General features: G+C 54.4%; 24 protein-coding genes. 16 read left to right on the top strand and 8 right to left on the bottom strand.

What is annotated here, in order from left to right; all coding sequences use genetic code 11:
- Positions 1–23 precede the first annotated feature (23 nt).
- The 3 genes from BLU30_RS00850 to BLU30_RS00840 are packed head-to-tail and all read right to left on the bottom strand — an operon-like array spanning position 24 to position 4765.
- The gene (locus BLU30_RS00850; protein WP_090242485.1) at positions 24–1460 is read right to left on the bottom strand and encodes a trimethylamine methyltransferase family protein; all 1437 of its coding nucleotides are present in this window, start codon (positions 1458–1460) and stop codon (positions 24–26) included.
- Between the two features lie 14 nt (positions 1461–1474).
- The gene (locus tag BLU30_RS00845; protein WP_090242482.1) at positions 1475–2914 is read right to left on the bottom strand and encodes a trimethylamine methyltransferase family protein; all 1440 of its coding nucleotides are present in this window, start codon (positions 2912–2914) and stop codon (positions 1475–1477) included.
- A gap of 21 nt (positions 2915–2935) precedes the next feature.
- The gene (locus BLU30_RS00840; RefSeq protein ID WP_090242480.1) at positions 2936–4765 is read right to left on the bottom strand and encodes an APC family permease; all 1830 of its coding nucleotides are present in this window, start codon (positions 4763–4765) and stop codon (positions 2936–2938) included.
- 359 nt (positions 4766–5124) lie between these two features.
- Between BLU30_RS00840 and BLU30_RS00835 the strand changes: the two genes are divergently transcribed.
- The 3 genes from BLU30_RS00835 to BLU30_RS00825 are packed head-to-tail and all read left to right on the top strand — an operon-like array spanning position 5125 to position 8769.
- Positions 5125–6525, top strand: coding sequence for a trimethylamine methyltransferase family protein (locus BLU30_RS00835; RefSeq protein WP_090242479.1), 1401 nt, complete (start codon positions 5125–5127; stop codon positions 6523–6525).
- A complete protein-coding gene (locus BLU30_RS00830) occupies positions 6482–7513 on the top strand; it encodes a sigma-54 interaction domain-containing protein (protein WP_176770777.1) in 1032 nt (343 codons plus the stop codon). The genes BLU30_RS00835 and BLU30_RS00830 overlap by 44 nt, the downstream gene beginning before the upstream one ends.
- Positions 7514–7524: 11 nt before the next feature.
- Positions 7525–8769, top strand: a complete 1245-nt coding sequence (locus tag BLU30_RS00825; protein ID WP_090242477.1) for a hypothetical protein — start codon at positions 7525–7527, stop codon at positions 8767–8769.
- 86 nt (positions 8770–8855) lie between these two features.
- Here the strand turns inward: BLU30_RS00825 and BLU30_RS00820 are convergent, their stop codons facing one another.
- From BLU30_RS00820 to BLU30_RS00810, 3 genes are all read right to left on the bottom strand, one after another.
- Positions 8856–10190 carry an acetyl-CoA hydrolase/transferase family protein gene (locus BLU30_RS00820; RefSeq protein WP_090242475.1) on the bottom strand — a complete coding sequence of 445 codons (1335 nt, stop codon included), beginning with the start codon at positions 10188–10190 and terminating at the stop codon, positions 8856–8858.
- 63 nt (positions 10191–10253) lie between these two features.
- Complete coding sequence (locus BLU30_RS00815; RefSeq protein ID WP_090242472.1) at positions 10254–11450, bottom strand: MFS transporter; 1197 nt, start codon at positions 11448–11450, stop codon at positions 10254–10256.
- 253 nt (positions 11451–11703) lie between these two features.
- Positions 11704–12588, bottom strand: coding sequence for a LysR family transcriptional regulator (locus BLU30_RS00810; RefSeq protein WP_090242470.1), 885 nt, complete (start codon positions 12586–12588; stop codon positions 11704–11706).
- A gap of 259 nt (positions 12589–12847) precedes the next feature.
- On the opposite strand from BLU30_RS00810, the gene acpP reads away from it, so the two are divergent.
- From acpP to BLU30_RS00745, 13 genes are all read left to right on the top strand, one after another.
- Positions 12848–13075, top strand: a complete 228-nt coding sequence (gene acpP / locus BLU30_RS00805) for an acyl carrier protein (protein WP_090242468.1) — start codon at positions 12848–12850, stop codon at positions 13073–13075.
- Positions 13076–13161: 86 nt separating this feature from the next.
- Positions 13162–13599, top strand: a complete 438-nt coding sequence (locus BLU30_RS00800; protein ID WP_090242466.1) for an acetyl-CoA carboxylase biotin carboxyl carrier protein — start codon at positions 13162–13164, stop codon at positions 13597–13599.
- A 1-nt stretch (position 13600) separates the two neighbouring features.
- Positions 13601–14998, top strand: coding sequence for an acetyl-CoA carboxylase biotin carboxylase subunit (gene accC / locus BLU30_RS00795; protein ID WP_090242464.1), 1398 nt, complete (start codon positions 13601–13603; stop codon positions 14996–14998).
- Positions 14995–15879, top strand: coding sequence for an acetyl-CoA carboxylase, carboxyltransferase subunit beta (gene accD / locus BLU30_RS00790; protein ID WP_090242462.1), 885 nt, complete (start codon positions 14995–14997; stop codon positions 15877–15879). Before accC ends, accD begins: the two co-directional genes overlap by 4 nt.
- Complete coding sequence (locus tag BLU30_RS00785) at positions 15876–16853, top strand: acetyl-CoA carboxylase carboxyltransferase subunit alpha (RefSeq protein WP_090242459.1); 978 nt, start codon at positions 15876–15878, stop codon at positions 16851–16853. The genes accD and BLU30_RS00785 overlap by 4 nt, the downstream gene beginning before the upstream one ends.
- Positions 16840–17793: a beta-ketoacyl-ACP synthase III gene (locus tag BLU30_RS00780; protein WP_090242457.1), complete on the top strand. Its 954-nt coding sequence runs from the start codon at positions 16840–16842 to the stop codon at positions 17791–17793. Before BLU30_RS00785 ends, BLU30_RS00780 begins: the two co-directional genes overlap by 14 nt.
- A complete protein-coding gene (locus BLU30_RS00775) occupies positions 17786–18718 on the top strand; it encodes a nitronate monooxygenase (protein WP_090242451.1) in 933 nt (310 codons plus the stop codon). Before BLU30_RS00780 ends, BLU30_RS00775 begins: the two co-directional genes overlap by 8 nt.
- Positions 18715–19782 (top strand): NAD(P)H-dependent flavin oxidoreductase, encoded by a 1068-nt coding sequence (locus BLU30_RS00770; RefSeq protein WP_090242449.1) that lies wholly within the window; start codon positions 18715–18717, stop codon positions 19780–19782. The genes BLU30_RS00775 and BLU30_RS00770 overlap by 4 nt, the downstream gene beginning before the upstream one ends.
- Positions 19779–20711 carry an ACP S-malonyltransferase gene (fabD, locus tag BLU30_RS00765; protein WP_090242447.1) on the top strand — a complete coding sequence of 311 codons (933 nt, stop codon included), beginning with the start codon at positions 19779–19781 and terminating at the stop codon, positions 20709–20711. Before BLU30_RS00770 ends, fabD begins: the two co-directional genes overlap by 4 nt.
- 9 nt (positions 20712–20720) lie before the next feature.
- Positions 20721–21464: a 3-oxoacyl-[acyl-carrier-protein] reductase gene (gene fabG, locus BLU30_RS00760; RefSeq protein ID WP_090242445.1), complete on the top strand. Its 744-nt coding sequence runs from the start codon at positions 20721–20723 to the stop codon at positions 21462–21464.
- A gap of 21 nt (positions 21465–21485) precedes the next feature.
- Positions 21486–22727: a beta-ketoacyl-ACP synthase II gene (gene fabF / locus BLU30_RS00755; protein ID WP_090242443.1), complete on the top strand. Its 1242-nt coding sequence runs from the start codon at positions 21486–21488 to the stop codon at positions 22725–22727.
- A gap of 1 nt (position 22728) precedes the next feature.
- Complete coding sequence (fabZ, locus tag BLU30_RS00750) at positions 22729–23160, top strand: 3-hydroxyacyl-ACP dehydratase FabZ (RefSeq protein ID WP_090242422.1); 432 nt, start codon at positions 22729–22731, stop codon at positions 23158–23160.
- 90 nt (positions 23161–23250) lie between these two features.
- Positions 23251–23697 (top strand): MarR family winged helix-turn-helix transcriptional regulator, encoded by a 447-nt coding sequence (locus BLU30_RS00745; protein ID WP_090242420.1) that lies wholly within the window; start codon positions 23251–23253, stop codon positions 23695–23697.
- 50 nt (positions 23698–23747) lie between these two features.
- Here the strand turns inward: BLU30_RS00745 and BLU30_RS00740 are convergent, their stop codons facing one another.
- Entirely contained in the window at positions 23748–24389 is a 642-nt protein-coding gene (locus tag BLU30_RS00740) for a GNAT family N-acetyltransferase (RefSeq protein WP_090242418.1), read from the bottom strand.
- Entirely contained in the window at positions 24386–25030 is a 645-nt protein-coding gene (locus BLU30_RS00735; protein WP_176770776.1) for a 4'-phosphopantetheinyl transferase family protein, read from the bottom strand. The genes BLU30_RS00740 and BLU30_RS00735 overlap by 4 nt, the downstream gene beginning before the upstream one ends.
- Positions 25031–25038 lie beyond the last annotated feature (8 nt).

Genomic DNA, 25038 nt, shown 5'->3' with positions numbered 1-25038 from the left:
TGTTTTTTTAGTTTGCAGTTTTCTTATTCTTCTTCAGCAGCGGCTTCCGCACATTCGACGTCTGCTCGTTTCAGGATTTCTTCCACTTCCTGTTCAATTTGATCAGAGAAGTTCTTCTTCGGCGGGGCAGCCAGGATTTCCCGGACCCGTGCCTTGGATGCTTCGACCATGTCTGCCGGATCTGCTTTATCATAGGGGCGGCGGATCAAATTCCTGGGCGAATAGTGTTCACCGTTCCGAAGCTGCTTAATGGTGCTCTTTTCATTCAGGAAGTTTCCGCCTGGGCCGACTTTCTTCACAACACCTGCCAGGGCCAGCTTTTCGTCATCCTGGATGCCCTGGGCGATCCGTCTTGAGATATTCATGACGTCTTCGCAATTGACTAATTCTTCTAAATACAGACACATGGCGGAGCTGCCCATGCCGACGCCGCAGATCATGTCCCCGTGGGCCAGAAATAAGGGCAGGTTGGATGAGCCGCGTTCGAATCCCATCTGGTAGTTGGGCTTATGGGCATCGGTGCCGTTGCAGCCCAGGGCCGGCATATTGTAGAAATGGCCCATTTCGATATTTGCCGCATTAACCAGCGCGCCTTCGGGAGAGCCGACGCAGCACAGGAGGGATTTCATATCCATGATGCCGTCAGCAGATCCAAAGATAATTTTACGTCCGGGAGTGAAGCTTTGAAGGATGGTGATTCCGGCCAGCACTTCAGCGGTGTTCTGGATGATGGTGCCCAATAGGGTCATGGGTGCCGTGGTTCCCGAAATAGGCATGGGCAGCAGGAGCACCGGGGTATTGATTTCACCCATGGCGATGGTACCTGTCAGCATGGGTGCTTCGAAGATCAGCGGGCTGACCGGGCAGCAGGTGATCGACAGCGGCGGCCGTTCAAGCAATACATCTTCTCTGAACAGCTTACGTAAGACCTCGATGTAATACTTCGCCTGAGCTTCGTTAAAGCAGTCCGTTTCCACATGCTTGGAGGATACCTTGAAGATTTCAACCATTTCCCGGATAGTCCGTGAGCCTTCGGGTACATCGCCGGCGATTACGATGGGGGCGAAGCAATGGATATAGTCCATGGCATCCGTCACCCGGGCCGCATCCAGCAGGTCCTTCATGGTGGAATTCCGGCGTTCCCCAGTTTTCAAATCGGACACAAAACAGCCTTGGGTATCCGTTAAAACGTAGGTATTTCCTTCGCCCAGGTACATATCGTATTCTTCCTGGACCCCGCCTAATACAAATTTGGAAGGGCAGCGTTTAATGGCTTCTTCCACCATGCCTTTGGAGAAACGCGCCTGGCAGTTTTCATAGTCGACTTCTGCACCAAACCCCTCCAGCTTTTCCAGTATTTCCTTGCTATCAATCTGAACCCCGGTTTCGGCCAGGATTTCCAATGCTTTTTTGTGGATAAGGAGCTTTGTCTCCTGGGATAAAAATTCGAAATTTGACATTTCTTAACCTCTTATTATAGTTTTAGATTCCCCAATTCTTCTCTGGCTGCTTCCATGATTTTCCCAAGGTCGGTGGCCAGGGTTTCATCCACATCAATTTCCGGGGCAGCATCGATGATTTTCTGACCCAGTTCCCTGGCCAGATGGCGATAGTCCTTTTCTTCTGTCACATCTTTGAAGATGAAGCTTTGGGTATGATCCTTCACGGTGAGCTGCTTACGGAAGTTTTTGACCGTGTGCTTGTTGGACAGGAATTCACCGCAGGGTCCGACCTGGTTGATGACATCCACTGCCAGGGTCTTCTTATTGACATCCGCCACCCGACAGAAGTCTTTGACGTAGTTCATGGCTTCATTATCCAGAACGATATCCCAGATGGATGTGGCCAGGGCGTTATCCGTACTCCCCATCCAGCAGGATGTATCACTTTCCGTCATCTGGCTGTAGCTGATTCGTTGGATGTTGTTCATAAATTCACCGGGGCTCGTGTAGGGCCGGTCTTCATTACAGCCCTGGGCCACGCAGCATGGCATGTCATAGAAACGAGCCATCTGACCGCAGCCGATGCTCAGCAGGTCATAATCCGCTCCGCTGTAGGCGATATCGCCGGTCCGCATATCTGCTGCTCCGGAATCGCAGGTGTAGAGCACCGGCGCATTGGGGTTATAGGCTTTGACGATGACGAGAGTGGCCAGTTGTTCAGCATTGGTCAGGACCATGGTGCCGGCCAGGGAAGCGGGTGCCGTCGTACCGGCCAGGGGTACATTCATGGGGCTGATGGGGATTTCTGCTTTTGCCAGTAGGGCCATGGCGTCGGCCGTGCAGTCTTCGAAGGCCAGGGGCGTCGTTGGCGAGGCAACCGCGGATAAAATGGGACGCTGCTTCAGGGCTTCACTGCCACCGGCCACGGCCTGGGCCATTTCGATCATATAGCGTACCGTTTCAGGATGGGAAACAGAGCATTCCAGATGCTTTCCGAGATGCAGGGTGGAATAATAGAACATTCCGATTTCTTCTAATGCTGCATTCTTTTCTTCTCCCGGTAAGATGATGGGCCAGAAGAAGTCGACGTTTTCCAGGCCGTTGCACAGCTTGGCAATGTTAACCAAATCCTTGGAGGTGGACCGGCGGCGGGGCTTTCCGATTTCATCATAATAAAAGGGGGAATACCCGCCGGTGGAGTTATGGGTCCTGTTGAAATCCGGAATGGTGAAATCGAAGGCAGCATCACGTCCGGCAAATAGTATTTCCTTATTCACCATGCTGATGGCTTCTTCTACCATCTTTCTCGGGAAGCGGACGTTATCTCCCGTCCGTACCGCTCCCTTTTGGGCCAAATGGCTGGCGACGGCATCGGAATGAATGTCAACTCCAGTGTTTTCCAGGACCTCCAGTGTCGCTTCATGGATCTGTTCGATCTCATTTTCACTAAGTAATGTTAATAACGCTCTCATAAAAACTCCTGCTTTCTCGATTTATTTTCCTAACCTATCGTACACGTCTTGTACTTTTTGAACGGGATTTCCCGATTCCACATAGAATTCATATTGGTTGTTGTAGATGTCCAGATCATCGACGATTAAATCACCATTCCCATCAACGAACTCACCGTATTCCTGGAAGGCGGATTCAGCGAAGGCCTGCTCATCCGCATAATTCTCAGACAGCACCACATCCCCGCTGAAATTCCCATCATAGACATAAATCTGTGCCTGGGTCTCTGCATGCGCCTTGTCTTCAAGAGCGATATAGAAGGTGTCATCCTCCATACTGTAATGGGGGGTGCCGACATTAAAGCGCTCTTCCAGGAGCGGGCGAATCTCCGAAAGGACTTCGGCAGTATTATTGGCCATATTACGATACATCACAATCCCGGTGGTCATACAGATTCCGATGATGACAATCAGGACGACAGTGGATATTAAATCGCTTTTCGCCAGCTTTTTGGAATGGTTCATGCCGCCGTACATCTTTTTAAAGATGACATAAGCGATGGGGCCAGTCAGTAATGCGATGCTCCCTAATATAAGGGAGTTGGCTCCATTGGTGAACATGGCGATGACGCAGAGGCACAGGGGGATGACGATGATGCCCACCATGACAGGCACGCCACCGGGAATCTTAAAGGGCCTGTCCAGGTCCGGTTCTTTAATCCGCAGGGCCACTCCAGAGATGAACCACACGACATAGCACATCATAAACAGGATGACATCAATGACGACGAGCGCTTCAAAGCCAAAGGGGACCAACGCGATATTGATAAGCGCCATGGCGAAGATGGCAATATGGGGGGTCCCGAATTTTTTATTGACCTTGCAGAAGAATTTCGGTGCCAGATTGTCCTCTGCGATGACGTACAGCCCCCGTGATGCGGATGCCAGGTAACTATTATAAAGGGATAAATTTGAAGCCGCCGCCCCCAGCATGATGAATAGGCCGAGAAATGGGACACCGTAGCTCATGGCGATGGTGACGAAACTGACGCCGCCTTCTGCAGCCCAATCCGCATAGTTGCCGTAGGATGCCAGGCCAAAGATAAGCGGGATCAAATAAATGAGTATCGTGGCGGGAATGGTTAACAGCGTGGCCTTGGGAATGATTTCCACATTTTCGACCTCGCCGGACATGGTACTCATGGATTCATACCCAGAGAATATCCACATCGCGACGGCAACCCCCAGACCGATGCTCTGGCCGATGCTCTGTCCCTTCGGTACAAAGGGGATGAAGGGGTTGTACTGCCAGTTGATGATCCCGAAAATCACAAAGGCTACCAAGGTAATGAGCATGAAGAACATCAACGCATTGGTAATCTTGCTGACTTCTTCGATCCCACGGAGATTGATGTAGGTGAAGAACAGAATGACGGCAACCTTTAATAGGATGGCCTGCCAATATGCCAGGGGCAGGAAGGAATCAATATAGGCGATTGCCAAGACAACATAAACCGTTGAATCGACGTAGCAGGACAAGGTTCGCCACCAGCCCACCTGGAATCCCCAAAACTCTCCGAATACCCGTTTTACCCAAACATAATAGCCCCCCTCATCCGGAATGGCCGAACCCATTTCACAGGCATACAGTGCCGCGGGCAGACTCCAGATTAATGGAAAGATGATGATGAGCAAAATCGCCAGGCCTGGCCCACTCGAGGAAATCATATCCTCCACACCAAAGTAGCCGCCGCTGACCAGGCAAAAGATCAAAAGGAACATCGACATCAAGGACATGCGATGCTTTTTTAAACCGGTGTTCTCCAGTCCATCCGGACCGAGCAGACCACTGTTTGAATCTTTATTATCCATCTAACCCTCCTCTTTTTTGAAAGAACCTGCAGGTGTTCTCTGTCTGGTTTATTAAGCAATCTTTATGCCAACATACGTATTTCGGCTTTTTTTATTTAAGAAACGCTTTTAAAAGCATCTGTAGGTTCAATAATTCTTTTTAATCACTTTTCTGTTTATTTTTGCTAAAATATACTTCTCTGTTTTGAGAAATTATGCAATTATTCATCCTTTCTGTTTCTTATTATTGAGAATTCCATGTTTAACCTTGTTTGAACCTCTGGCTTCTGGTAGTATATACATACAGTATAAACGCAATCATCCCATCACACCACATTTATTCCCGTTTTTGAGAATAATGTTGAAAGGAGAACCCTCTGATGAAAGGGACCATTGATCTGTTGAGCACGGAGGAAATAACAGAAATCCACCACGCCTCCCTGGAAATCCTGGAAACCGTCGGCATGGAAATCCAGGACGACGAAATCCGCCAGCTCCTGCATTTCCACGGGGCACGGCTTGAAGACAGCCGGGTCTATTTCCCCCGGGAGCTGGTGGAATGGGCTATTGACCACAGCCAGAAGGAACATATCATGTACGCCCGCAATCCAGATAAGACGGTTTATCCCGCCCGATCCGATGTGACACTGCTGACGAACAGCATCTTCTGCACCCATATCTATGACTGGAAGCTCCATCGCAAACGGCCTTCCACCATTGCCGATTCCATCGAATTCACACGCATCAGTAATTTTTATGATGAGATCGCCTTCTATGCCGCGACCCTGCTCCCCATGGATTGCCCGGCCAATCTAAGCGAGCTGTACGCCTTGTATAATGCCCTTTATTATTCCGATAAGCACTGCCATTGCTATTTCAGCTCCCCAGAATCTGCCCGATATGCCGTCAGTCTGGCTGAAGCGGTGGCTGGGGGCGAGGAGGCCCTGCGCCGGCGGCCCCTGTTCACGGCTAATCTGCCGGCCCTCACCGGGCTAAGCTTAAGTCGAAAGGAATGCGCCACCATTGGGATTTTCGCCAAGCATGGCATTCCGATCCTCACCTTTTGCTCCCTGATGACCTGCATTACCGCCCCCCAATCCATCGCCGGGACCCTGGCCCTGAGTAATGCCGCCATTCTCGGGGTGCTGACCATGATCAAGGCCATCAACCCCGAAGCCATCCTGCTCTATGCCACCGATACCTGTACGCCGAATCCCTATAATAACAGTGTGGATTACGACGCTTCGGAGTACGTGCTCTTTTCCAGCGCCAACCGGCAGCTTGCCGACCATTATGGCCTGGTCAGCGCCACCGCCCACGACTGTTCCGAGGTCGAACCGTCCAGCTTCCCGGTGGTCCAGGGCTACCGCCTCCGGCAGCTCCGCAACCTGATGGTCCGTTCGAATACCTGTTTTTGCGCTGGCGGTTATGATTTCTCCTTATTCGCCAGCCAGCTGGACCTGATTCTGGCTTATGAGATTTATTCGGATTTGAAGCCCCTCCAGGCGGATACGCCACTTTTCAGCCAGGGTGCCGGCGCCGATATGGTCGCTGCATACCTTGACGATGGCCTCTCCGACGTCACCCGGCGGGCCTGCTTCTCCGTGAAGAAGAATTATTATACCTTTATGCAGCAGGATTATCGGACTTTCATAAACGATAAAATCAATTGGATCCTCAGCCAGCCGCCGGATATCCCCGCCCCGGAGATCCAGGCCCGGATGGATGCGGTCATGGATGAAGCCAGGGAAGCCCTGGCGAAGGGAGGCAGCCTTGGATAACCACGCGCCATTCGATCAGATCATTGGGGATACCCCACCCATGCGCTTGTTAAAATCCCAGGCCAAACGCATCGCCCAGAGGAATTCGACCATCCTTATTTTAGGGGAAACCGGCAGCGGAAAGGGGCTTCTGGCCAAGTCCATCCACGAAGCCAGCCCCCGATGCGACGCGCCCTTCGTCTCGGTCAATTGTGGTTCCATTCCGGAGAACCTCATTGAATCCGAGCTGTTCGGCTATGTCCGCGGGGCATTCACCGGCGCCTTGAAGATGGGCAAGCAGGGTAAGTTCAGCCTGGCCAACCACGGCACCATCTTCCTGGATGAAATTGGCGAAATGCCCCTCCAGCTCCAGGTCTCCCTGCTCCATGTCCTCCAGTCCCGGATGGTGGAACCCATCGGCTCCAATAGCCCGGAGCCGGTGGATATCCGGGTCATCGCCGCCACCAATCGGGATTTGGAATCCATGGTCCAAAGCGGTTTCTTCCGAAAGGATCTCTACTTCCGCCTGGGCGTCATCCCCCTCCATATCCCTCCGCTGCGGGAACGTCGGGATGATATCCCCCTGCTCTCCCAGTATATCTTCGAGAAGCTCCTGGAGCGCGGGGATTTCTCCGCCCGGGAGATGAGTCCCGCCTTCCTCAGCTCCCTCCGGGATTATTCCTGGAATGGCAACATCCGGGAGCTGGAAAACGTCATTGAGTATGCCCTTAATCTCTGTGAGACGGATATCCTGGATGTCGGGGATCTGCCGGAGCACCTCCGCAGTAAAGCTGCCGCGGCAACGGGCGGAGCTGCCCTGGTTCAGCCTGGCGCCCAGGTCTCGGCTGGCAGCTACAAGGCGCAGCTCCAGGCCTGGGAGCACGCTCTCTTTTCCCATTATCTGGACACCTATGGGTCCTCGACCCAGGCGAAGAAGGAGATTGCCAAGGTTCTGGATATCGGGACATCCACCCTCTATCGCAAATTATCCCAGCTCGGCCTGGGATGAAAGGAAATGTTATGCAAGGAGTATTCCATTATTTTTCCGATGAAGAAGCACGCACAGTCCATGAGGAATCCCTGACCTTCTTATCTGAGAAGGGTTTGGTAATCACGGATGACGCGGCACGTCGCTATTTGATGAACTGGGGCTGTACCTGCCGGGACGGGCGGTTGTTCTTCCCGGTGGACCGCATCCAGGAAACCCTGGCGGCCTATCCCCTCAAGGTCAGCCAGGATGGTCGACCCCGGCACACCAACCGGGGGTTCTTCACTCATCTCGACAACCTCAGGGAGGACGGCATCACCACCATGTCCCTGACGGATTGCCGTCATTTCATCCAGCTGGCCAACGGGCTGGATGCCATGGACTGCACCCTCCTGCCCTTGTCTGACGATTCGCACCTCCAGGAGGCGATTTACCGCCTGGCGGAAAGGGAGAGCCGTAAGCCTACCATCTATCCGGTTTTCAGCCTGGAGGATGCCCATTTCCTCAAGGCGCATCCCCACCCCGAAAGCCTGCACGTCCTCCTTGGAGACCAGCTGTTATCCGTGGATTCGGTAATCACCCAGCAGCTGGAAATCCTCTTGCCCACCCAATGCCCCATTGCCATCACCTATCCGCTGCCCTTGGATTTCGCCGGGCTCCATGACGATTATTTCATCCTCATGGGGAATATCTATTTCCTCGTCCTGCTCATCCTGGCCCGGAGCATCCAACCCGATGCCCGGATATATTACAGCGGTTTCTTAAAAAACAACCGCCGTTCCCTCGGATTCCGAACCACCGAAGACCTGAATTGCCTTTACTTCCACACGGCCCAAAGCCAGATGGCCCATTTTTATCATTATCCGGCCATCCTCTGGCCCGATGACTTATCCGTGCTCAATGATGGCGATCCGGATTCCATTGAAAAGTGCATCACCTACTATTCCCTGATTGAGATGTGCGGCGCGGACCTCCTCGCCTGGATGGGGAAGGGCATCCACTGGCAGAGCAGCAGCTTTGAGCAATTGGTCCTGGATCATGAAATCGTCAAGGCCGTCAAGCCCTACAGCTACGTCTATTCCACGAAGCATCTGCCCGCTGTCCTCGAAACCATCCGGGAGGATGAACCCCAGAACAGCTATATCTTTAATGATCCCAAGGATACGGATTCCGTGGATTGCCTGTCCGCCCAGATGCCGGCCCCCCAAAGCTGGCTGTATTCCTCCCAGCTGAAGGTGGCCATCGACGAAATTCTCCATGGGTATTTCAAACATTGATTCAGGAGGCCGCCAGCATTCATGCAAAAACCACGAAAAAGGAGCCCCGGCATAATAAGCCGTGGCTCCTTTCTTTTCAATCCGGATTACCAGATCTGATATTCTTCTGCCTTCTGACGCAGTGCCTCCCGGAAATCGGGGTGGGCGATGTTAATGAGAGCTTCTGCCCGCTGGCCCACGTTCAAGCCGCGCAGCCAGGCGATGCCGTATTCCGTCACCACATAATCTGTATCGTTGCGGGAGGTGGTCACCGCGGCACCCTCGTGGAGGAAGGGCACGATTTTGGAATGGAGGACCGGATTGCCGTCTTCATCCTTGGTGGTGTAGGTGGAATGCATGGCGATGATGGATTTCCCGCCGGGGGACATCTGGGCACCCTGGACGGTTTCGGACTGACCACCGGTACCGGACCATTGGTCATAGCCCACGGTTTCCGAGGCACATTGGCCGGTTAAATCCACCTCCAGGGAGGCGTTGACGGACACGAATTTGTTATTCTTCCCGATGCTGTAGGGGTCATTGGTGAAGGTACAGGATTTGAAGAGCACCGCGGGATTATCATCAATGTAGTCATACAGCCGCTGGCTGCCCATGGTAAAGGAGCAGACGGAGTAGCCATCGTATTGGCCCTTGCAGGAGTTATCCACGGCCCCGCATTCAATAAGGTCTACCATAGATTCCGTAAACATTTCGGTGTGGATGCCCAGATGCTTCTTGGTCTTGAGTTCCGCGGCCACAGCATTAGGAATATTGCCGATGCCCAGCTGGATGGTGGAACCATCCTCTACCAAAGAAGCGACATGCTTTCCGATGGCGGCATCCACCTCCGTATAGGGGGCCGGATTACTTACCGGGATGGGCCGGTCGGATTCTACCAGGGCATCCACCTCGGAGATGTGGACCTGGGTATCCCCAAAGGTCCGGGGGTAATTGGGATTGACCTCCAGAATGGTCAGCGCCCCCTGATTAATGAGGTCCCGTTCGTAGATGGCGCTGATGGACAGGGACAGATAGCCATGGTCATCCATGGGGGACACGGTGGCTAACACCACCGGACGCCGGTTTTCATAGACCAGGCGGTCCAGGGTCTTGCGCAGGATGGAGGTGGAGCTTTGGGGGACGCAGCTCACCATCTTATGCTTGTGAGCATCCCGGAGGCCAGCGCTGAAGAACCAGCCGTTGTGATCCATGACCCCGCGCATTTCCGGATCCTTGAAGGCTTCATAATACTTCAGGGGCAGACAGGTGTTCAGGGTAGTGCCCTTGACCCCGGTTTCCTTTAAATGCTGAAGCTCGGATAGGATGGCTGCCGGTTCCCCGGCCGCCTGGGCGGAGAACATGTAGTCTCCGTCCTGAATCAGCTCTAAGGCCTGTTTTGCCGTCATCTTCTTTTCTTCATAAAGCTCTTGGAATGATTTCATTGTGTTTTCTCCTGGAATTGGTATAATTTTCGTTTCTTTTGTTATTTCAGTATCCGACGCGCATCAGACTTTCTTCTTCCCCGTTTCCGGCAGGAGGAACGAACCGACAAAGAAGGTCAGACTCAAGGCCAGGGCGATGTACAGACCCGTTGTATAGCCGAAGCTGTCAATGGCCAGGCCGATGGCAAAGTAAGCGATGGTTTCTATAATATAAGAGATGGCCCAGAACAGCCCCATAATCACCGTGAGCTTTCCAGGGGTCATGCCCGGCAGCTCCTGGGGAATGAGCACCAGGGAGGTCACCGGCAGGAAGATACACACCCCTGCACAGAAGGCCGCCACCGCTGAGATGATGCCATTATTGGTAATCAGCATCAATAAACCGAAGAGGGTCAGGGCCAGACCGCTGTACCGGATGACCGGAAGCCGTCTGAAATAGACCTTTGCCAGGGCGATGGCCATTAGGGAGCCCACAATCCCTCCAACGGCTACCAAAACGCTTAAGGTTTTGGCATCAATCACCGTTACCCCGGAGATGGGGAAGATATTAAGCATGACGATGTAGAAGGTTAAAAGCCCAGAATACGTAAAGGGCAGCAGCCAATTGATTTTTTCTTTAAGGGCATCCTTCATCCCATAGGGCGCCTGTTCCTTCCCGGCTCCGCTGTTTAAGTCGAAGTCCTGACCAATGATAGGCCAGATGATGAGCAGGATGGCACTGATGATGGCGAAGAAGCCCATGCTGTACTGCCAGGTTTTCAGCCAGGCAATGACGGGTCCGACAATGACCATGGCGATGACGCCCCCCACATTGTATGCAACGCCGTTAAGGGCGTTGACCGCGGGACGTTTTTCCGGACTGAAATAGTGGATGACCACGGGACTGAAATACACCACATACAGTGCGCCCCCAAATCCCATGACAAAGCGTCCGAGGATAAAGAGCCAGTACTGGGGTGCGAAGATGGCCAGGACACTCCCTGCTACAATGAGGAGGGACCCCAGGCCAATGGCCTTTTTTGGGAAAAGTTTGGCTAAAATGCCCGCTGCCAGGAAATTCCCAATGATTTTCGCCAGGGTGATGGCATTGGAAATGAAGGTGGCGGAGGCAAAGGTTTTAAGATTAAAGAATTCCATGATCTGGGGTGTCAGGGTGCTCCCCGCAATCCAGTTCACGGCAAAGAATGCGTAGGTAAAAAACATCACGAACTCAATGATAACCGCCCTCGATGTGGAGGCTTTATTGATTTGATTCTCCATAATATACTCCCTTTCTGTTACTCCTTGTTCGCGATGGCCATTGCGATTTTCTAACATCATCTTAGCATGGTCCGGGAGAAAAGAAAAATGGTTGTATTTCATTCTGCCATGAATTGAATTCATCGCCCTGTGCCACAAAAAAAAGAACGCGGATGGCGTTCTGTAAGTGTGGCAATGGGGCATCTGTGTAACGCCTTCACCGCACGGCGGTATCTACTAACCAAGGTGCGCCGCACCTTATAGAGAGCTTATCCTACCGCCCTCCGCCTTCTTCACACAGAGCCAGAAAATCCTTCATGGGGCTGGTGAGGACCTTATCCCGTCGATATACCAGGGTAAGGGCCCAGGGGAAGGTTGGATTTTTCAGGTGGATCTGCCGGACCCGCTTGCTGTACAGCTTATCCACTAAAGGTTTGGGGAGGATGCTGATCCCCTGGCCTGCAGAGACCATCTCTAAAATCAAATCCCACTGGGAGCTTTCAAAGGTGATATTCGGGGTATAGCCTGCCGTTTTGCAATGGTCAATCACCACATCGTAATACATATAATCCCGGGAGACCATGAGAAATTGCTCCTGGGCCAGATCGGCCGAATTCACCGAACGTCGATTGGCCAGGGGATGATCCTTAGACACAACCAAAACGGCCTCAGAGGTATAAACCGTTTGCGCAACCAGCTTATCATCGGAAAAAGGTTCAATAACCACACCGATATCCAGGGTGCCTTCGTGGACCAGCTGCTGAACAGATTTGGAGGTCATTTCCGTGATTTTCAGATCCACCTCGGGATACAGCTTCCGATAATCATAAAGCAGTGGAAAAAAATAGATGGTTCCAGCGGTTGGAGGCATCCCCAAATGCAAACTTCCCGGTGTACGGCGAAAGCGTTCATATAATGCGGTGGTCTGCTCCTCGTAAAACCCGAGAATGCTTTGGGCATAGTCATAAAAAATCTGCCCTTCCGGGGTTAAGGTGAATTCTTTAGCCTGGCGGTTGATCAGTTCCATCTCAACCTCCCGTTCCACCGCCCGGATGGATTTGCTCAGGGTCGATTGGCTGACAAAAAGCTTTTCCGCCGCCCGGGTGAAATTACTCTGTTTAACCACTTCTACAAAATAGTTCAATTGATTTAAAGTCATCACAGCCCCTTCCTTGATTATGGTTTCATTGTGTCCTATTCTACCCTACTTCGGTCATTCCGCCAATGTCTTTTCATCTTTCACCCTTTGCTTTTCTCCAATGAGCCGCTCTTTCCCGTAATTGAAATGGCCACAGTACTTTTCTATTTCCTTAAATAATGAATCCCCCCTTGACATCGAAAAGTCGAATGGTATAATACATAAAGATTTTTAACTAAGTATTTTTAATTAAATATTTTTATGAAAAGAGGATAATCAAATGAATTTTGATGCCATTAAAGCCATTATTGTAGAAACACTGAACTGTGATGCAGAGGATGTCACCCTGGAATCCAGCCTCCAAGAGGATTTGGATGCGGATAGCCTGGAGGCTGTGGAACTGGCCATGGCTTTGGAAGAAGCCTTTGGCATTACCATTGAAGACAATGAGCTGGCCAATTTCAAAACCGTTGGTAATATTGTTGAGTATTTAAACGCCCAGGTGTAATCCTAGCCGGCCAGATGGCCGGTATTCTTTTACTGTATTATGAAAATGTATGAAAGCAATGTAAACAACCATGAAAAGGAGTCGCCATGGAGCTTAAAGATATCCTGACATTAATGGATCGGTTTGATGCCAGCCAATGTACCCATCTTAAATTTGAAACAGAAGGAAGCAGTATTGAGCTGGAAAAAAAGGGCACCTGTAACCCGGTTGAGTTAACCCCCAGCCCTTCCAGGGCCTTTGCTGCCCCTGCCTCTACTGAGGAACCCGCAGAGGATATTACCGAGGCACTGACCATCAATGCCCCCCTGGTGGGAACCTTCTACCATGCACCCTCTCCCGGTGAGTCCCCCTTTATCACGGTGGGGAAAAGCATTGAGGCGGGCCAGCCCATCGGCCTCATTGAAGCCATGAAGATGATGAACGAGGTGAATGCACCCTTTGACTGTGTCATTGAGGAAATTCTCATTGAGGATGGACATTTAGCACCCTACGACGCCCCCCTGGTTCGGGTTCGGGAGGTTTAGGATGTTCCGGCGCGTACTCATCGCCAATCGCGGGGAGATTGCTCTGCGTATCCTAAGGGCCTGTCGGGATATGGAAATCGAAACCGTGGCGGTATACTCCACAGCCGATGCCGATGCCCTCCATGTCCAGCTGGCGACCCATGGGGTCTGCATTGGCCCACCCAAGGCGGCGGATAGCTATCTCAATGCCGATGCCCTGATTCAGGTGGCCCACTCCACCCATTGTGACGCTATCCATCCGGGCTATGGCTTTCTTTCTGAAAATGCGGACTTTTCCGATGCCTGTGCCCGGGAGGGCATCACCTTCATCGGATCAACTGGTGAGGTTATCCGGAAGATGGGCAGCAAATCCGCCGCCCGCTCCCTGATGATGGCAAATGGTGTCCCGGTGGTGCCAGGAAGTAAAGGCGCCGTAACGGCTGATACCATTGGAGATATCGCCCAGGAAATCGGCTATCCGGTCCTCATCAAAGCCAGTGCCGGCGGTGGTGGCCGGGGAATGCGCCGGGTTTACGCTCCCGAGGAGCTGCTGCCCGCCTTCTCCGCCGCCCAGAGCGAAACCATCGCCTGCTTTGGAGATGATGAAATGTATTTGGAAAAGCTGGTGGAGCATCCCCGGCACATTGAATTCCAAATCATGGCGGACTCCCAGGGGAATGTGGTGCATCTGGGGGAACGGGACTGCTCCATCCAACGCAAAAACCAAAAGCTACTGGAGGAAAGTCCCTCCAAGGCCCTTACCCCAGAGCTTCGGGCGCGGATGGGGGCCCACGCCATCGCCGCGGCCAGGGCGGCCCATTATGTGGGGGCCGGCACCATTGAATTCGTCCTTTCCCCCGCTGGGGAATATTATTTTATTGAAATGAACACCCGGATTCAAGTGGAGCACCCCGTAACGGAAATGGTGTGCAGCGTGGACCTTATCCGGGAACAGCTCCGGGTGGCGGCGGGCCTGTCCCTTTCCTTCACCCAGGAGGAGATTGTCCAGCAGGGCTGGTCCATAGAGTGCCGGATTAACGCAGAAGATCCCTTCCGGGATTTTGCCCCCTGTCCCGGAACCGCCAGCTTCATCCATTTTCCCGCAGGCTGCGGGGTTCGGGTGGATTCTGCCCTGTACACCGGCTATAGCCTAAGCCCCTACTACGACAGCATGGTGGCTAAGGTCATCGTCCACGGAAGCAGCCGGCTTGAGGCCATCCGCCGAATGCGCCGGGCCCTGGAGGAGCTCATCATCGAAGGCTTTACCACCACCGCAGAGCTTAATTACCTTATCCTCCATCATCCGGCTTTCGTCCGGGGGAGCTACGATACCAGCTTTTTAGACACGGAGCTTCCCGAGCTGATGGAGTGGAATGCCGTCGGTGCCGGATTAGAGCCGGCTAAGGAGGTCCGTCCATGAATCCATTTTTCAAGAAACAGCGGGATAAGATTTTTAAACTCAAGGCCCTGAGAGAGGGACAATCCACCCCGGGTCCCTTACCCGTTTCCGAAACACAGCCCCTGGGAATAACCTGCCCGACCTGCGGCCACACCACCACCCTGGATATCCTTAAAAAGCAGGACCAGGTGTGCCGCTGTGGTTACCATTATCCCCTGGATGCCCATACCCGTCTCCAGATTACCCTGGATCCCGGTACCTTCCACGATATCGGCCGCCATGTCCGTCCCTTTGATTGGCTGGGCTTTCCAGGCTACGCCCAAAAGCTTAAGTCCGTCCAGAACACCACGGGTTTAACCGATGGTGTGGTATCCGGCCGGGGGCGGATTGATGGGTTTCCCGTAGTTATCGCGGTGATGGATACCCGTTTCCTCATGGGAAGCATGGGGTCCGCTGTGGGTGAGAAAATCACCCTGGCCACAGAGCTTGCCACCAAGAAGAAGCTGCCCCTGATTATCTTCTGCGCCAGTGGCGGTGCCCGCATGCAGGAGGGGATCTTAAGCCTCATGCAAATGGCCAAAACCAGTGCCGCCCTCAAGCGATTCTCGGACCGGGGAGGCCTGTATATCAGCGTCCTCACCCATCCCACCACCGGTGGGGTGACGGCCAGCTTCGCCATGCTGGGGGACATCACCCTGGCCGAACCGGAAGCCCTGATTGGCTTTGCAGGTCCCCGGGTGATTGAACAGACCATTGGGGAAACCCTGCCCCAGGGCTTCCAGCGCAGCGAATTCCAGGAGGATCACGGCTTTGTGGATGCGGTGGTGGAGCGCCGGGAAATGCGGGATACCCTCCTGCGTATCCTCCGCCTCCACGATTTAAAGGGAGGGACCGACCGATGATTGCAGAAATTGAAAAACGCATCCTCACCATCGACCAGGAGCTTAGCGCCCTGGATCAGCCCAGCTCGGATGCTGACCGCCTGCGCCGGACCCAGCTCCTGCGCAATAAAAAAGAAATGCTAGCCCTGTGCCTGGACCTCTCCCCTTCAGATAAGGTGTATTTAGCCAGACACCCGGAGCGCCCCGGTGTGGTGGATTATATTGACGCCTTGTTTACAGATTTTTTTGAACAGCGGGGGGACCGCCACTGCGGTGAGGACCCCAGTATTCTGGGGGGAATCGCCCGGTATAAGGGCCGTCCGGTAACCGTAATCGGCCATCGCAAGGGCAAGGATTTAAATGAAAACCTCCGATGCAATTTCGGGATGCCCTCCCCCGAGGGTTACCGCAAGGCCCTGCGCCTCATGATGGCTGCCCAAAAATTTGGCCGGCCCATTATTACCTTTATTGATACTCCAGGGGCCTACCCCGGTCTGGATGCCGAATCCAAGGGCCAGGGAGAGGCCATCGCCCGGAACCTTATGGAAATGAGCGGACTGACGGTTCCCATCATCACCATCGTTACCGGTGAAGGGGGCAGCGGCGGTGCCCTGGCCCTGGGGGTGGCCAATGGCATCTATATGCTGGAGCATGCCGTGTATTCGGTGCTCAGCCCTGAAGGCTTTGCCGCCATCCTCTGGAAGGATGCCGCCCGAAGTGAGGAGGCCTGTGGGGTGATGAAGCTCACCGCCCAGGACTTAAAAGCCTTAGGCGTCATTGACGGCGTTATTCCTGAGCCCCTGGGCGGTGCCCATCGCAAGCCCCGGGCTGTTTTTGACGCCGTGGACCAGATTATCGATTTGGAGCTGCGGACCATGGAACGGACAAACGGCAATGAGCTGGCCGCCCGGCGCTATAAAAAATTCCGGGAATTCGGCCAAAGCCTGCCCAAGGCCCGTATTTTCGAAAAGGAGAACACCCATGATGGGAATTGAACTCATCGCCACCGGACGGGGAACCCCGGACCGGCTGGTGACCAATGATGATCTGGCACAGTTTGTGGATACCAATGACGCCTGGATCCGGGAGCGAACCGGTATCCTCAGCCGCTATTTCTGTGCTGAGGACGAAGGAGGGGTGGATTTGGCCACCCGGGCGGCACAGTCAGCCCTATCCCGCAGTGGGGTTTCCCCTGAATCCATTGGGGCCTGTATCGTCGCTACGGTCAGTCCGGACAACATGACCCCCAGTACCGCCAATATGGTGGCAGCCCGGTTGGGGCTGCCCCTGGATATCCCCAGCTTTGACATTGGGGCGGCCTGCTCCGGATTTTTATACGCCCTGCAGGTGACCCAGGGACTACTGACTCCAGCCCGCCCCTACGCCATCGTGGTAGGCTGTGAGGTTCTCAGCCGGCTCATGGATTTCTCCGATCGTTCCACCTGCGTGCTCTTTGGGGATGGTGCCGGGGCTGCCGTGGTAAAGTGCTGTGAGGATGCCGGCTATTACAGCATCCTTGGGGCCGAGGCCGATCCAAAAGCCATTTTAGTGGATGGGCCTGCTGCGCCAAAATCCATTATCCATATGGACGGCCGGAAGGTTTTCCGCTTTGCCGTCCAGGTTATTCCCAAGGTTATCCATGCCCTCCTTACCCAAAGCGGCTTAAGCCTTTCCGACATCGATGAGGTGGTGTGCCATCAGGCCAACTCCCGGATCATTGACCATGTCATTAAGAAGCTCAAGGCCGATCCCGCTAAATTTTATCAAAATATGGACCGCTACGGCAATACCAGTGCGGCCAGTATTCCCATGGCCCTGGACGAGCTGTCTGAGCTGGGGCGGCTGAAGCCTGGAGCCCGGATAATGTGCGTGGGCTTTGGCGCCGGATTAACCTGGGGCGGAGCCATTATTAGAAAGCAGAACTCATATGAATAAAATCAATACACTCTTAAAAACGGAATTTCCCTTTATCCAGGGAGGCATGGCCAATATTGCCACGGGTGCCTTTGCCGCTGCGGCTTCCAACGCTGGCGGCCTGGGCCTCATTGCCTCTGGGGGAATGGATGCAGAAACACTCCGCCGGGAGGTACAGGACTGCAAGGCCCTGACGGATAAGCCCTTTGGCTTAAATATCATGCTCATGAATCCCGATGCCGATGCCATTGCCGCTATGGCGGTGGAGGAGCAGGTCCCGGTGATCACCACCGGAGCCGGAAATCCCGGCAAGTATATGTCCGCCTGGAAGGCCGCTGGCATCCTCGTCATTCCCGTGGTTTCCTCAGTGGTTTTAGCCCGGCGCCTGGTGGGTGCCGGAGCCGATGCCATTATTGCCGAGGGTCTGGAAAGCGGCGGTCACGTGGGAGATCTGACCACCATGGCCCTGGTTCCCCAGGTGGTGGATGCTGTGGATGTCCCGGTGATTGCCGCTGGAGGCATTGCCCATGGCCGTCAGCTTCTGGCCGCCTACGCCCTGGGCGCTTCCGGTGTCCAGCTGGGAACCTGCCTGCTGACCAGTGTGGAATGCCCCATCCACGATCACTATAAACAGGCCATTTTAAAGGCTGGAGACCGCAGCACCGTGGTCACCGGCCAGTCTGTGGGCGCACCCGTACGTATCCTTAAAAACAAAATGTCCCGGACCTACCTGAAAATGGAGGCTGAGGGTGCCGATAAGATGACCCTGGAGGAATTTACCCTGGGCAGTCTCCGTCGGGCGGTACGGGATGGGGATGTGGAAAACGGCAGCCTCATGGCCGGACAGGTCAGCGGCATGATTACCGAAATCCGCCCCCTGCGCAGCATTTTCGAGGATTTAGCCGCTGGTGCTGAGGCCACCCTCAAAGGATTATCCCCATTATGACAAAGCTAGGAAGTAAACATTTAGAGCTCCCCATTATCCAGGGAGGCATGGGGATCGGCATCTCCCTGGGAGGACTGGCTGGCGCCGTAGCCGCCTGTGGTGCCATGGGCTGTATCAGTACCGCAGTAACCGGCTTTGACGAAGCGGATTTCGCCAAGAATCCCCAGGAGGCCAATCTAAGGAGCCTGACCCGGGAAATCCGCCGGGCCAAGACCATTAGCGGCGGCCGGGGGCTGGTGGCCATCAATGCCATGGTGGCCACCACCCAGTACGATGAAGTCATTCCCACTGCCATTGCTGCAGGGGTGGATGCCATTATCTCCGGTGCCGGGCTCCCCAGCGCCCTGCCAGCCCTGGCCGGGGATTCGGATGTGGCCCTGGCCCCCATCGTCTCTGGCGGACGAGCCGCCAAGGTCATCTGCCGGCTCTGGGACCGCCACCACGGTGTGATCCCGGACTTTGTGGTCCTGGAGGGCCCCATGGCTGGTGGCCATCTGGGATTTACCCCAAAGGTTCTGGAAACACCCCCCTTACCCCGGCTGGAGGATCTCTTAAAAGAGGTTCAGGATGTACTCCTTCCCTTTGAGCAGCAATACGGTCGGGCCATTCCGGTCTTTGTGGCCGGAGGGGTGTACGACGGTGAAGATATGGCCCATTACACTAAGCTGGGGGCCGCCGGTGCCCAAATCGGGACTCGGTTCATCGCCACCGATGAATGTGATGCCAGCCAGGCTTTTAAAGAAATGATGGTTTCCGCCAAAGCCGAGGATATCGTCCTGATCAAAAGCCCGGTGGGGATGCCGGGCCGGGCCCTGAACACCCCCTTAATCCAGGGACTGGCCCAGGGCAAGCGCTTCCGTCCCAGGGCCTGCACCAATTGTCTGACCCCCTGCAACCCAGCAGAAACCCCCTACTGCATCTCCGCCGCCCTTATTGCCGCGGCCCGGGGAAATGTCTCTGAGGGACTCTTTTTCTGCGGCAGTAATGCCCACCGTATTTCTAAAATACAGCCCGTCGCCCAATTGATTGACGAGCTGATGACCGATTGGAGGTTATGCCCATGACCATGGCTTTTTTATATGCTGGCCAGGGGAGCCAGCACCTGGGAATGGGAAAGGATTTATACGACACCGCTCCCCTCTTTGCCCAGGTTTACGATAATGCCCCCCTGGATTTTGATTTGAAAACCCTCTGCTTTGACGGTCCGGAGGATAAGCTAAACGCCACAGAATTTACCCAGCCCTGTATGGTGGCCTTTGCCATAGGCGTTACGGATCTGCTGACCGCCGCTGGTATCCGACCGGATTACCTGGCTGGGCTTTCCCTGGGGGAATACTCCGCCCTCTACGCCGCTGGAGTCCTCAATTCCGGCGATGCCCTCAAGCTGGTGGCCTTCCGGGGCCAGGCCATGGCCACAGCCGCCCAGGGCTTGCAGGTCGGCATGGCCGCTATCCTGGGCCTTAACCGGGATGCCCTGGAGCCGATTTGTGTGGAAGCCTCCTCGGTGGGTTTGGTAGAAATCGCCAATTATAATTGTCCGGGACAGCTGGTTATCTCCGGTGAAGCCCCTGGGGTAGATGCGGCCGCAGCCCTGGCCAAGGCCGCCGGAGCCAGACGCTGCCTTCCCCTAAAGGTCAGCGGCCCCTTCCACACCAGCCTCATGGCCCCTGCCGGGGATGCTCTGGCGGCGCGCTTTACCAACACTATCTTTGGACCCATGTCCATTCCCGTGCTGTTTAACTGCCTGGGAGACGAAAAGGGTCCCGGAGATGCCATCCCGGACCTTCTGGTCCGCCAGGTCCAAAGCAGTGTTTATATGGAGGATACCATCCGGGCCCTCATCCACAAAGGGGTGGATACCATCGTCGAAATCGGTCCAGGTAAAGCCCTTTCTGGCTTTGTCCGAAAAATCGATAAGACCATTCGCACCATTCCCCTGGAAACCGCTGCCGAAATTGACGCCTTTATCCAGGAATTTGGAAACAGGAAATAGGAGAACACTATGAACAATATCAAACGCGTCGCCGTGGTAACCGGCGGCAGCCGGGGAATCGGCCAGGCTGCTTGTCTGGCCCTGGCCAAAAGGGGCCTTTCCATCGTGGTTAACTATTCCGGCAGCGCCGAAGCCGCTGCCCAGACCGTGGAAAAATGCGAAGCCCTGGGGGCTGAAGCCCTGGCCTTTAAAGCCGATGTTGCTGTGGCTGAGGAGGTGGCTGCCCTGATGCAGGCCGCCACCGACCGCTTTGGCCGCATCGATGTGCTGGTGAACAACGCCGGCATCACCCGGGACAATCTCTTGATGCGCATGAGCGAAGCCGACTTTGATGCCGTGGTGGATACCAACCTCAAGGGGACCTTCCTCTGTATGAAGGCCGTCTCCCGGATTATGATGAAGCAGCGCTACGGCCGTATTATCAATATGAGCTCCGTGGTGGCCCTCCGGGGAAACCCCGGGCAGATGAACTACGTGGCCAGCAAGGCCGGCGTCATCGGTATGACCAAAACCATGGCCAAGGAATTGGCCAGCCGGGGGATTACCGCCAATGCCATCGCCCCGGGCTTTATTGAAACGGCTATGACCGCCGCCCTTACCGATACCCAAAGGGCGGATATGGTCACCACCATTCCCATGGCCCGTCCAGGTAAACCCGAGGATGTGGCCGCAGCCGTAGCGTTTTTGGCCGATGAAGCATCGGGCTACATCACCGGCCAGGTGCTGTGTGTCGATGGTGGCATGGCCGTCTAATTTCACAGGAAAGGAATCACTATGACCAAACGAAGAGTTGTTATCACTGGCCTGGGTGCCGTTACTCCCCTGGGCAACACAGCGGCGGACAGCTGGTCCGCTGCCAGGGCCGGGGTTTGCGGCATCGGCCCCATCACCCTCTTTGACCCCGTCAACCACAAGGTCAAAATCGCTGGGGAGGTGAAGGATCTGGATATGGACGCCTTCATTCCCAAAAAAGAAGCCAAGCGCATGGACCGCTGCACTCAGCTGGCTGTCGTCGCCGCCCAGGGTGCCATGACGGACAGCGGCCTTAATATGGCGTCCGAAGATGCCACCCGCTGTGCCGTCATTATCGGTAGTGGGATCGGTGGTCTGCGCACCACAGAGCTCCAGGAAGACCGTGGCCAGGAAAAGGGCTTTGACCGGGTCTCCCCCTTCTTTATTCCCATGGCCATTGCCAATATTGCCCCAGGACAAATCGCCATTGCCCACGGCTTTAAGGGCATGTGTTCCTGTGTTGTAACAGCCTGTGCATCCAGCAACAATGCCATGGGCGATGCCTTCCGCCACATCCGGGATGGCTACGCCGAGGTGGTCCTCACCGGCGGCACTGAAGCCAGCATTACACCCCTGGGCATGGGGGGGTTCACCAGCATGAAGGCCCTTACCACAGAGTCCGATGCCAGTCGGGCCTCCATCCCCTTCGATGCGGATCGCAGTGGTTTCGTTATGGGTGAGGGCTCTGGTATCCTCATTCTGGAGGAGCTGAACCACGCCCAGGCCCGGGGTGCTAAAATCTACGGCGAGGTGGTGGGCTACGGTGCCACCTGCGATGCCCACCATATCACCGCCCCAGACCCCACCGGTGCCGGAGCGGCTTTAGCCATGGCCCAGGCCCTGGCGGATGCAGACATCGCCCCGGAAGCCATTGGCTATATCAACGCCCACGGTACCAGCACCCCCTTAAACGATGCCGGAGAAACCGCCGCGGTCAAGGCCGTTTTCGGAGCACATGCTAAGAAGCTGTGTATGAGCAGCACAAAAAGCATGACCGGCCATCTTCTGGGGGCCACCGGGGGCGTGGAAGCCATCTTCACCACCCTGGCCTTAAGGGATCAATTCGTCCCTCCTACCATTGGCTATGTTCATCCCGACCCCGCCTGTGATCTGGATATCGTCCCCAACGCAGGCCGACCGGCAGCGTTTACCTATGCCCTGAGTAACAACCTGGGCTTTGGAGGTCATAACGCCGTGGTGCTTTTCAAACGTTGGGAGGATTAGGATGCCAGAGCTGAATTCTAACGAAATCCAACAAATCATTCCCCATCGCTACCCCTTCCTCCTGGTGGACCGGATCACCGATTACGAGGCGGGTAAATGGGCCAAGGGCATTAAATGCGTCTCCGCCGGAGAAATGTTTTTCATGGGGCATTTTCCGGAGCAGCACGTTATGCCCGGGGTTCTTATTTTGGAAGCCCTGGCCCAGGTGGGGGCCGTTGCCCTGCTTTCCCTTCCGGAAAATAGCGGTAAAATTGCCCTCTTCGGTGGGGTAAAGAACGCCCGGTTCAAAGCCCAGGTCCGCCCTGGGGATGTCCTGGAAATGGAAACAGAGCTCACCACCCTCCGGGGCCCCATGGGTATTGGCAGCGCCATTGCCCGGGTAAACGGCAAAACCGCGGCTAAGGCAGAGCTGATATTCGCCATTCAGGCTTAGCATTACCTTATGTCATGGGTGAAATCCCCTTTACGTGGTCCTGTCCACCTGCTATAATAAAAACAGAAAATGATTGCAAGGGGAGAACACATGCTGGAAACGGTATTTAAAGAATTGTACACAAAATTTAAACTGCATTTTTATAAGGAAGTCATGTCCCGGTTCCAGGAACGGGAGGCCAGCCTGACCACAGTGGAGACCTTTTGTATGGAAACCATCATGGCCCTGGGCAGCCCGACAGTCAATGAGTTCGCCACTTTTTTAGAGATTTCCTCTCCCAACGCCACCTATAAGGTCAATCAGCTGGTGGGTAAGGGCTATCTCAAAAAAGTCCGCTCGGAGCAGGATAAACGGGAATACCATCTCCAGGTTACCCAGAAATACATTGATTATTACAACATCACCAACCGCTATGTGAGCGAGGTGATGGAACGGGTCCGCGGGCGTTTCAATCCCGACGAGCTGGCCCAATTCGAGGGGATTCTCCGCATCATCAACGAGGAGCTGATGAGCGAACTCCCCACACCACAGGTGTAATAAAAGAAGGACCGGATGCCATGGCATCCAGTCCTTCTTTTTTCGGCTTTTCAATCAACTTTCCCCAATTGCTTCAGGCTAAGTACCAGGGCTCCGGGCACCGTGGTAAAGGCCTCCACCCCAAAATCAGCATAGGCCACCGCATTGATGGGCGTAAAGCCCAGGCGTTCCACCTGGGTTTGGGAACGGGCACTGGTGCATTCTGAAATAGCCGTGGTAAAGCCCAGGGCCACGGCCCGCTTTAGGAGCTGCTCAATCAGGGTAAGGGATAAATGGTGTCCCGTGTAGTCTGCATGGACACCGGCGTACATCACGGTCAAGCACCTTTTAGCATCGTAATCGGTCCTCTCCTCCAGGGGTTTTAGCAAAACATCGAAGACATGGCTGGTATCTGCCATGCCCTCCAAAAGGCGCGGGCTCAAACGTGAAACCACCCTGGGGTCCGAAGCGATATCCTCCTTAAAGGCCGTGGTAAATCCAATAATTTTATCCTTCTCTGAATCCACGGCCAGGATGGTCAGGCCATCCTTGATGGATTCCGGAAAAATAACCCGGCTGTAGTCCATGGCCTCTTCATCGCTAAGCTTAAGGTGCGCCGTCATAGGGTCCCGGTGGACAAAGGTGTCGATAAACAGCCTTCCTAAAGCTTCCACATCTTCTAAAACCGCACTTCGAAATTGAATATTTTTCATTCTTGTTCTTCCTCCTGTAAAGGGACTTTTCCTATTTCTCCCCCTTCGACACAAATGCTGATGGCATAGCCGCCAAGATCATCCACCTCAGTAAATCCATAGCTTTTTTCATTAACCCTCTGGCGGACCCCAATGGCACTGCCCATCTGAATTTCAAAGGCATCCAGTGCCAGGCTAAAGCCCAGGCCCGTTGCCTTCATAAAGCTCTCCTTCAAGGTCCACAGCCGGTAGAAGCCGGGAATAAACCCTTCCTCCGAAAGTCCATTTAAAAAAGCAATTTCCCCCTTATGAAAATAGTGTCTTGCAAGGGCCCTTGGGATGTCCGTCATTTTTTCAATATCCACACCAATGGGGGTATCCGCCACACCCAGGATGGCATAGTCCCCGGAGTGGGAAAGGTTAAAGTGGAAATCCGGATGCCCCTTCAGGACCGGCTTCTGTCCATCCGAAGCCTGGAACGCCACACCCCGGGGATCGATACCCGCTTCTTCCAGCGCCTGATTCAGCAGAAGCCCAGCTCCCAGGCTCAGGGCCCGATCCCGGGCAAAGCGATAGCTTTTAGCCTTTTGCTGGCGGGAGACCGGCACCTCAGTCAGCCGCCCATTGAAAACGGCGGCTGACTGCAGCGCTGAGGTATACATCGTGTAGA

Source organism: Eubacterium barkeri (genome assembly GCF_900107125.1).
In the GTDB taxonomy this organism is placed as follows: domain Bacteria; phylum Bacillota; class Clostridia; order Eubacteriales; family Eubacteriaceae; genus Eubacterium_O; species Eubacterium_O barkeri.
Note: the sequence above shows the minus strand (reverse complement) of the source record. Positions and strands in the feature narration are given on the sequence as shown.

Coding starts and splice junctions, on each gene's coding strand:
- BLU30_RS00775 (WP_090242451.1), top strand. CDS start 17,786: ATGAATAAAATCAATACACTCTTAAAAACGGAATTTCCCTTTATCCAG.
- BLU30_RS00840 (WP_090242480.1), bottom strand. CDS start 4,765: ATGGATAATAAAGATTCAAACAGTGGTCTGCTCGGTCCGGATGGACTG.
- BLU30_RS00830 (WP_176770777.1), top strand. CDS start 6,482: ATGAAGCCAGGGAAGCCCTGGCGAAGGGAGGCAGCCTTGGATAACCAC.
- accD (WP_090242462.1), top strand. CDS start 14,995: ATGAATCCATTTTTCAAGAAACAGCGGGATAAGATTTTTAAACTCAAG.
- BLU30_RS00850 (WP_090242485.1), bottom strand. CDS start 1,460: ATGTCAAATTTCGAATTTTTATCCCAGGAGACAAAGCTCCTTATCCAC.
- BLU30_RS00810 (WP_090242470.1), bottom strand. CDS start 12,588: ATGACTTTAAATCAATTGAACTATTTTGTAGAAGTGGTTAAACAGAGT.
- BLU30_RS00835 (WP_090242479.1), top strand. CDS start 5,125: ATGAAAGGGACCATTGATCTGTTGAGCACGGAGGAAATAACAGAAATC.
- fabF (WP_090242443.1), top strand. CDS start 21,486: ATGACCAAACGAAGAGTTGTTATCACTGGCCTGGGTGCCGTTACTCCC.
- fabZ (WP_090242422.1), top strand. CDS start 22,729: ATGCCAGAGCTGAATTCTAACGAAATCCAACAAATCATTCCCCATCGC.
- BLU30_RS00845 (WP_090242482.1), bottom strand. CDS start 2,914: ATGAGAGCGTTATTAACATTACTTAGTGAAAATGAGATCGAACAGATC.
- BLU30_RS00740 (WP_090242418.1), bottom strand. CDS start 24,389: ATGAAAAATATTCAATTTCGAAGTGCGGTTTTAGAAGATGTGGAAGCT.
- BLU30_RS00825 (WP_090242477.1), top strand. CDS start 7,525: ATGCAAGGAGTATTCCATTATTTTTCCGATGAAGAAGCACGCACAGTC.
- BLU30_RS00815 (WP_090242472.1), bottom strand. CDS start 11,450: ATGGAGAATCAAATCAATAAAGCCTCCACATCGAGGGCGGTTATCATT.
- BLU30_RS00770 (WP_090242449.1), top strand. CDS start 18,715: ATGACAAAGCTAGGAAGTAAACATTTAGAGCTCCCCATTATCCAGGGA.
- accC (WP_090242464.1), top strand. CDS start 13,601: ATGTTCCGGCGCGTACTCATCGCCAATCGCGGGGAGATTGCTCTGCGT.
- BLU30_RS00820 (WP_090242475.1), bottom strand. CDS start 10,190: ATGAAATCATTCCAAGAGCTTTATGAAGAAAAGAAGATGACGGCAAAA.
- BLU30_RS00800 (WP_090242466.1), top strand. CDS start 13,162: ATGGAGCTTAAAGATATCCTGACATTAATGGATCGGTTTGATGCCAGC.
- BLU30_RS00745 (WP_090242420.1), top strand. CDS start 23,251: ATGCTGGAAACGGTATTTAAAGAATTGTACACAAAATTTAAACTGCAT.
- acpP (WP_090242468.1), top strand. CDS start 12,848: ATGAATTTTGATGCCATTAAAGCCATTATTGTAGAAACACTGAACTGT.
- BLU30_RS00735 (WP_176770776.1), bottom strand. CDS start 25,030: ATGTATACCTCAGCGCTGCAGTCAGCCGCCGTTTTCAATGGGCGGCTG.
- fabG (WP_090242445.1), top strand. CDS start 20,721: ATGAACAATATCAAACGCGTCGCCGTGGTAACCGGCGGCAGCCGGGGA.
- fabD (WP_090242447.1), top strand. CDS start 19,779: ATGACCATGGCTTTTTTATATGCTGGCCAGGGGAGCCAGCACCTGGGA.
- BLU30_RS00785 (WP_090242459.1), top strand. CDS start 15,876: ATGATTGCAGAAATTGAAAAACGCATCCTCACCATCGACCAGGAGCTT.
- BLU30_RS00780 (WP_090242457.1), top strand. CDS start 16,840: ATGATGGGAATTGAACTCATCGCCACCGGACGGGGAACCCCGGACCGG.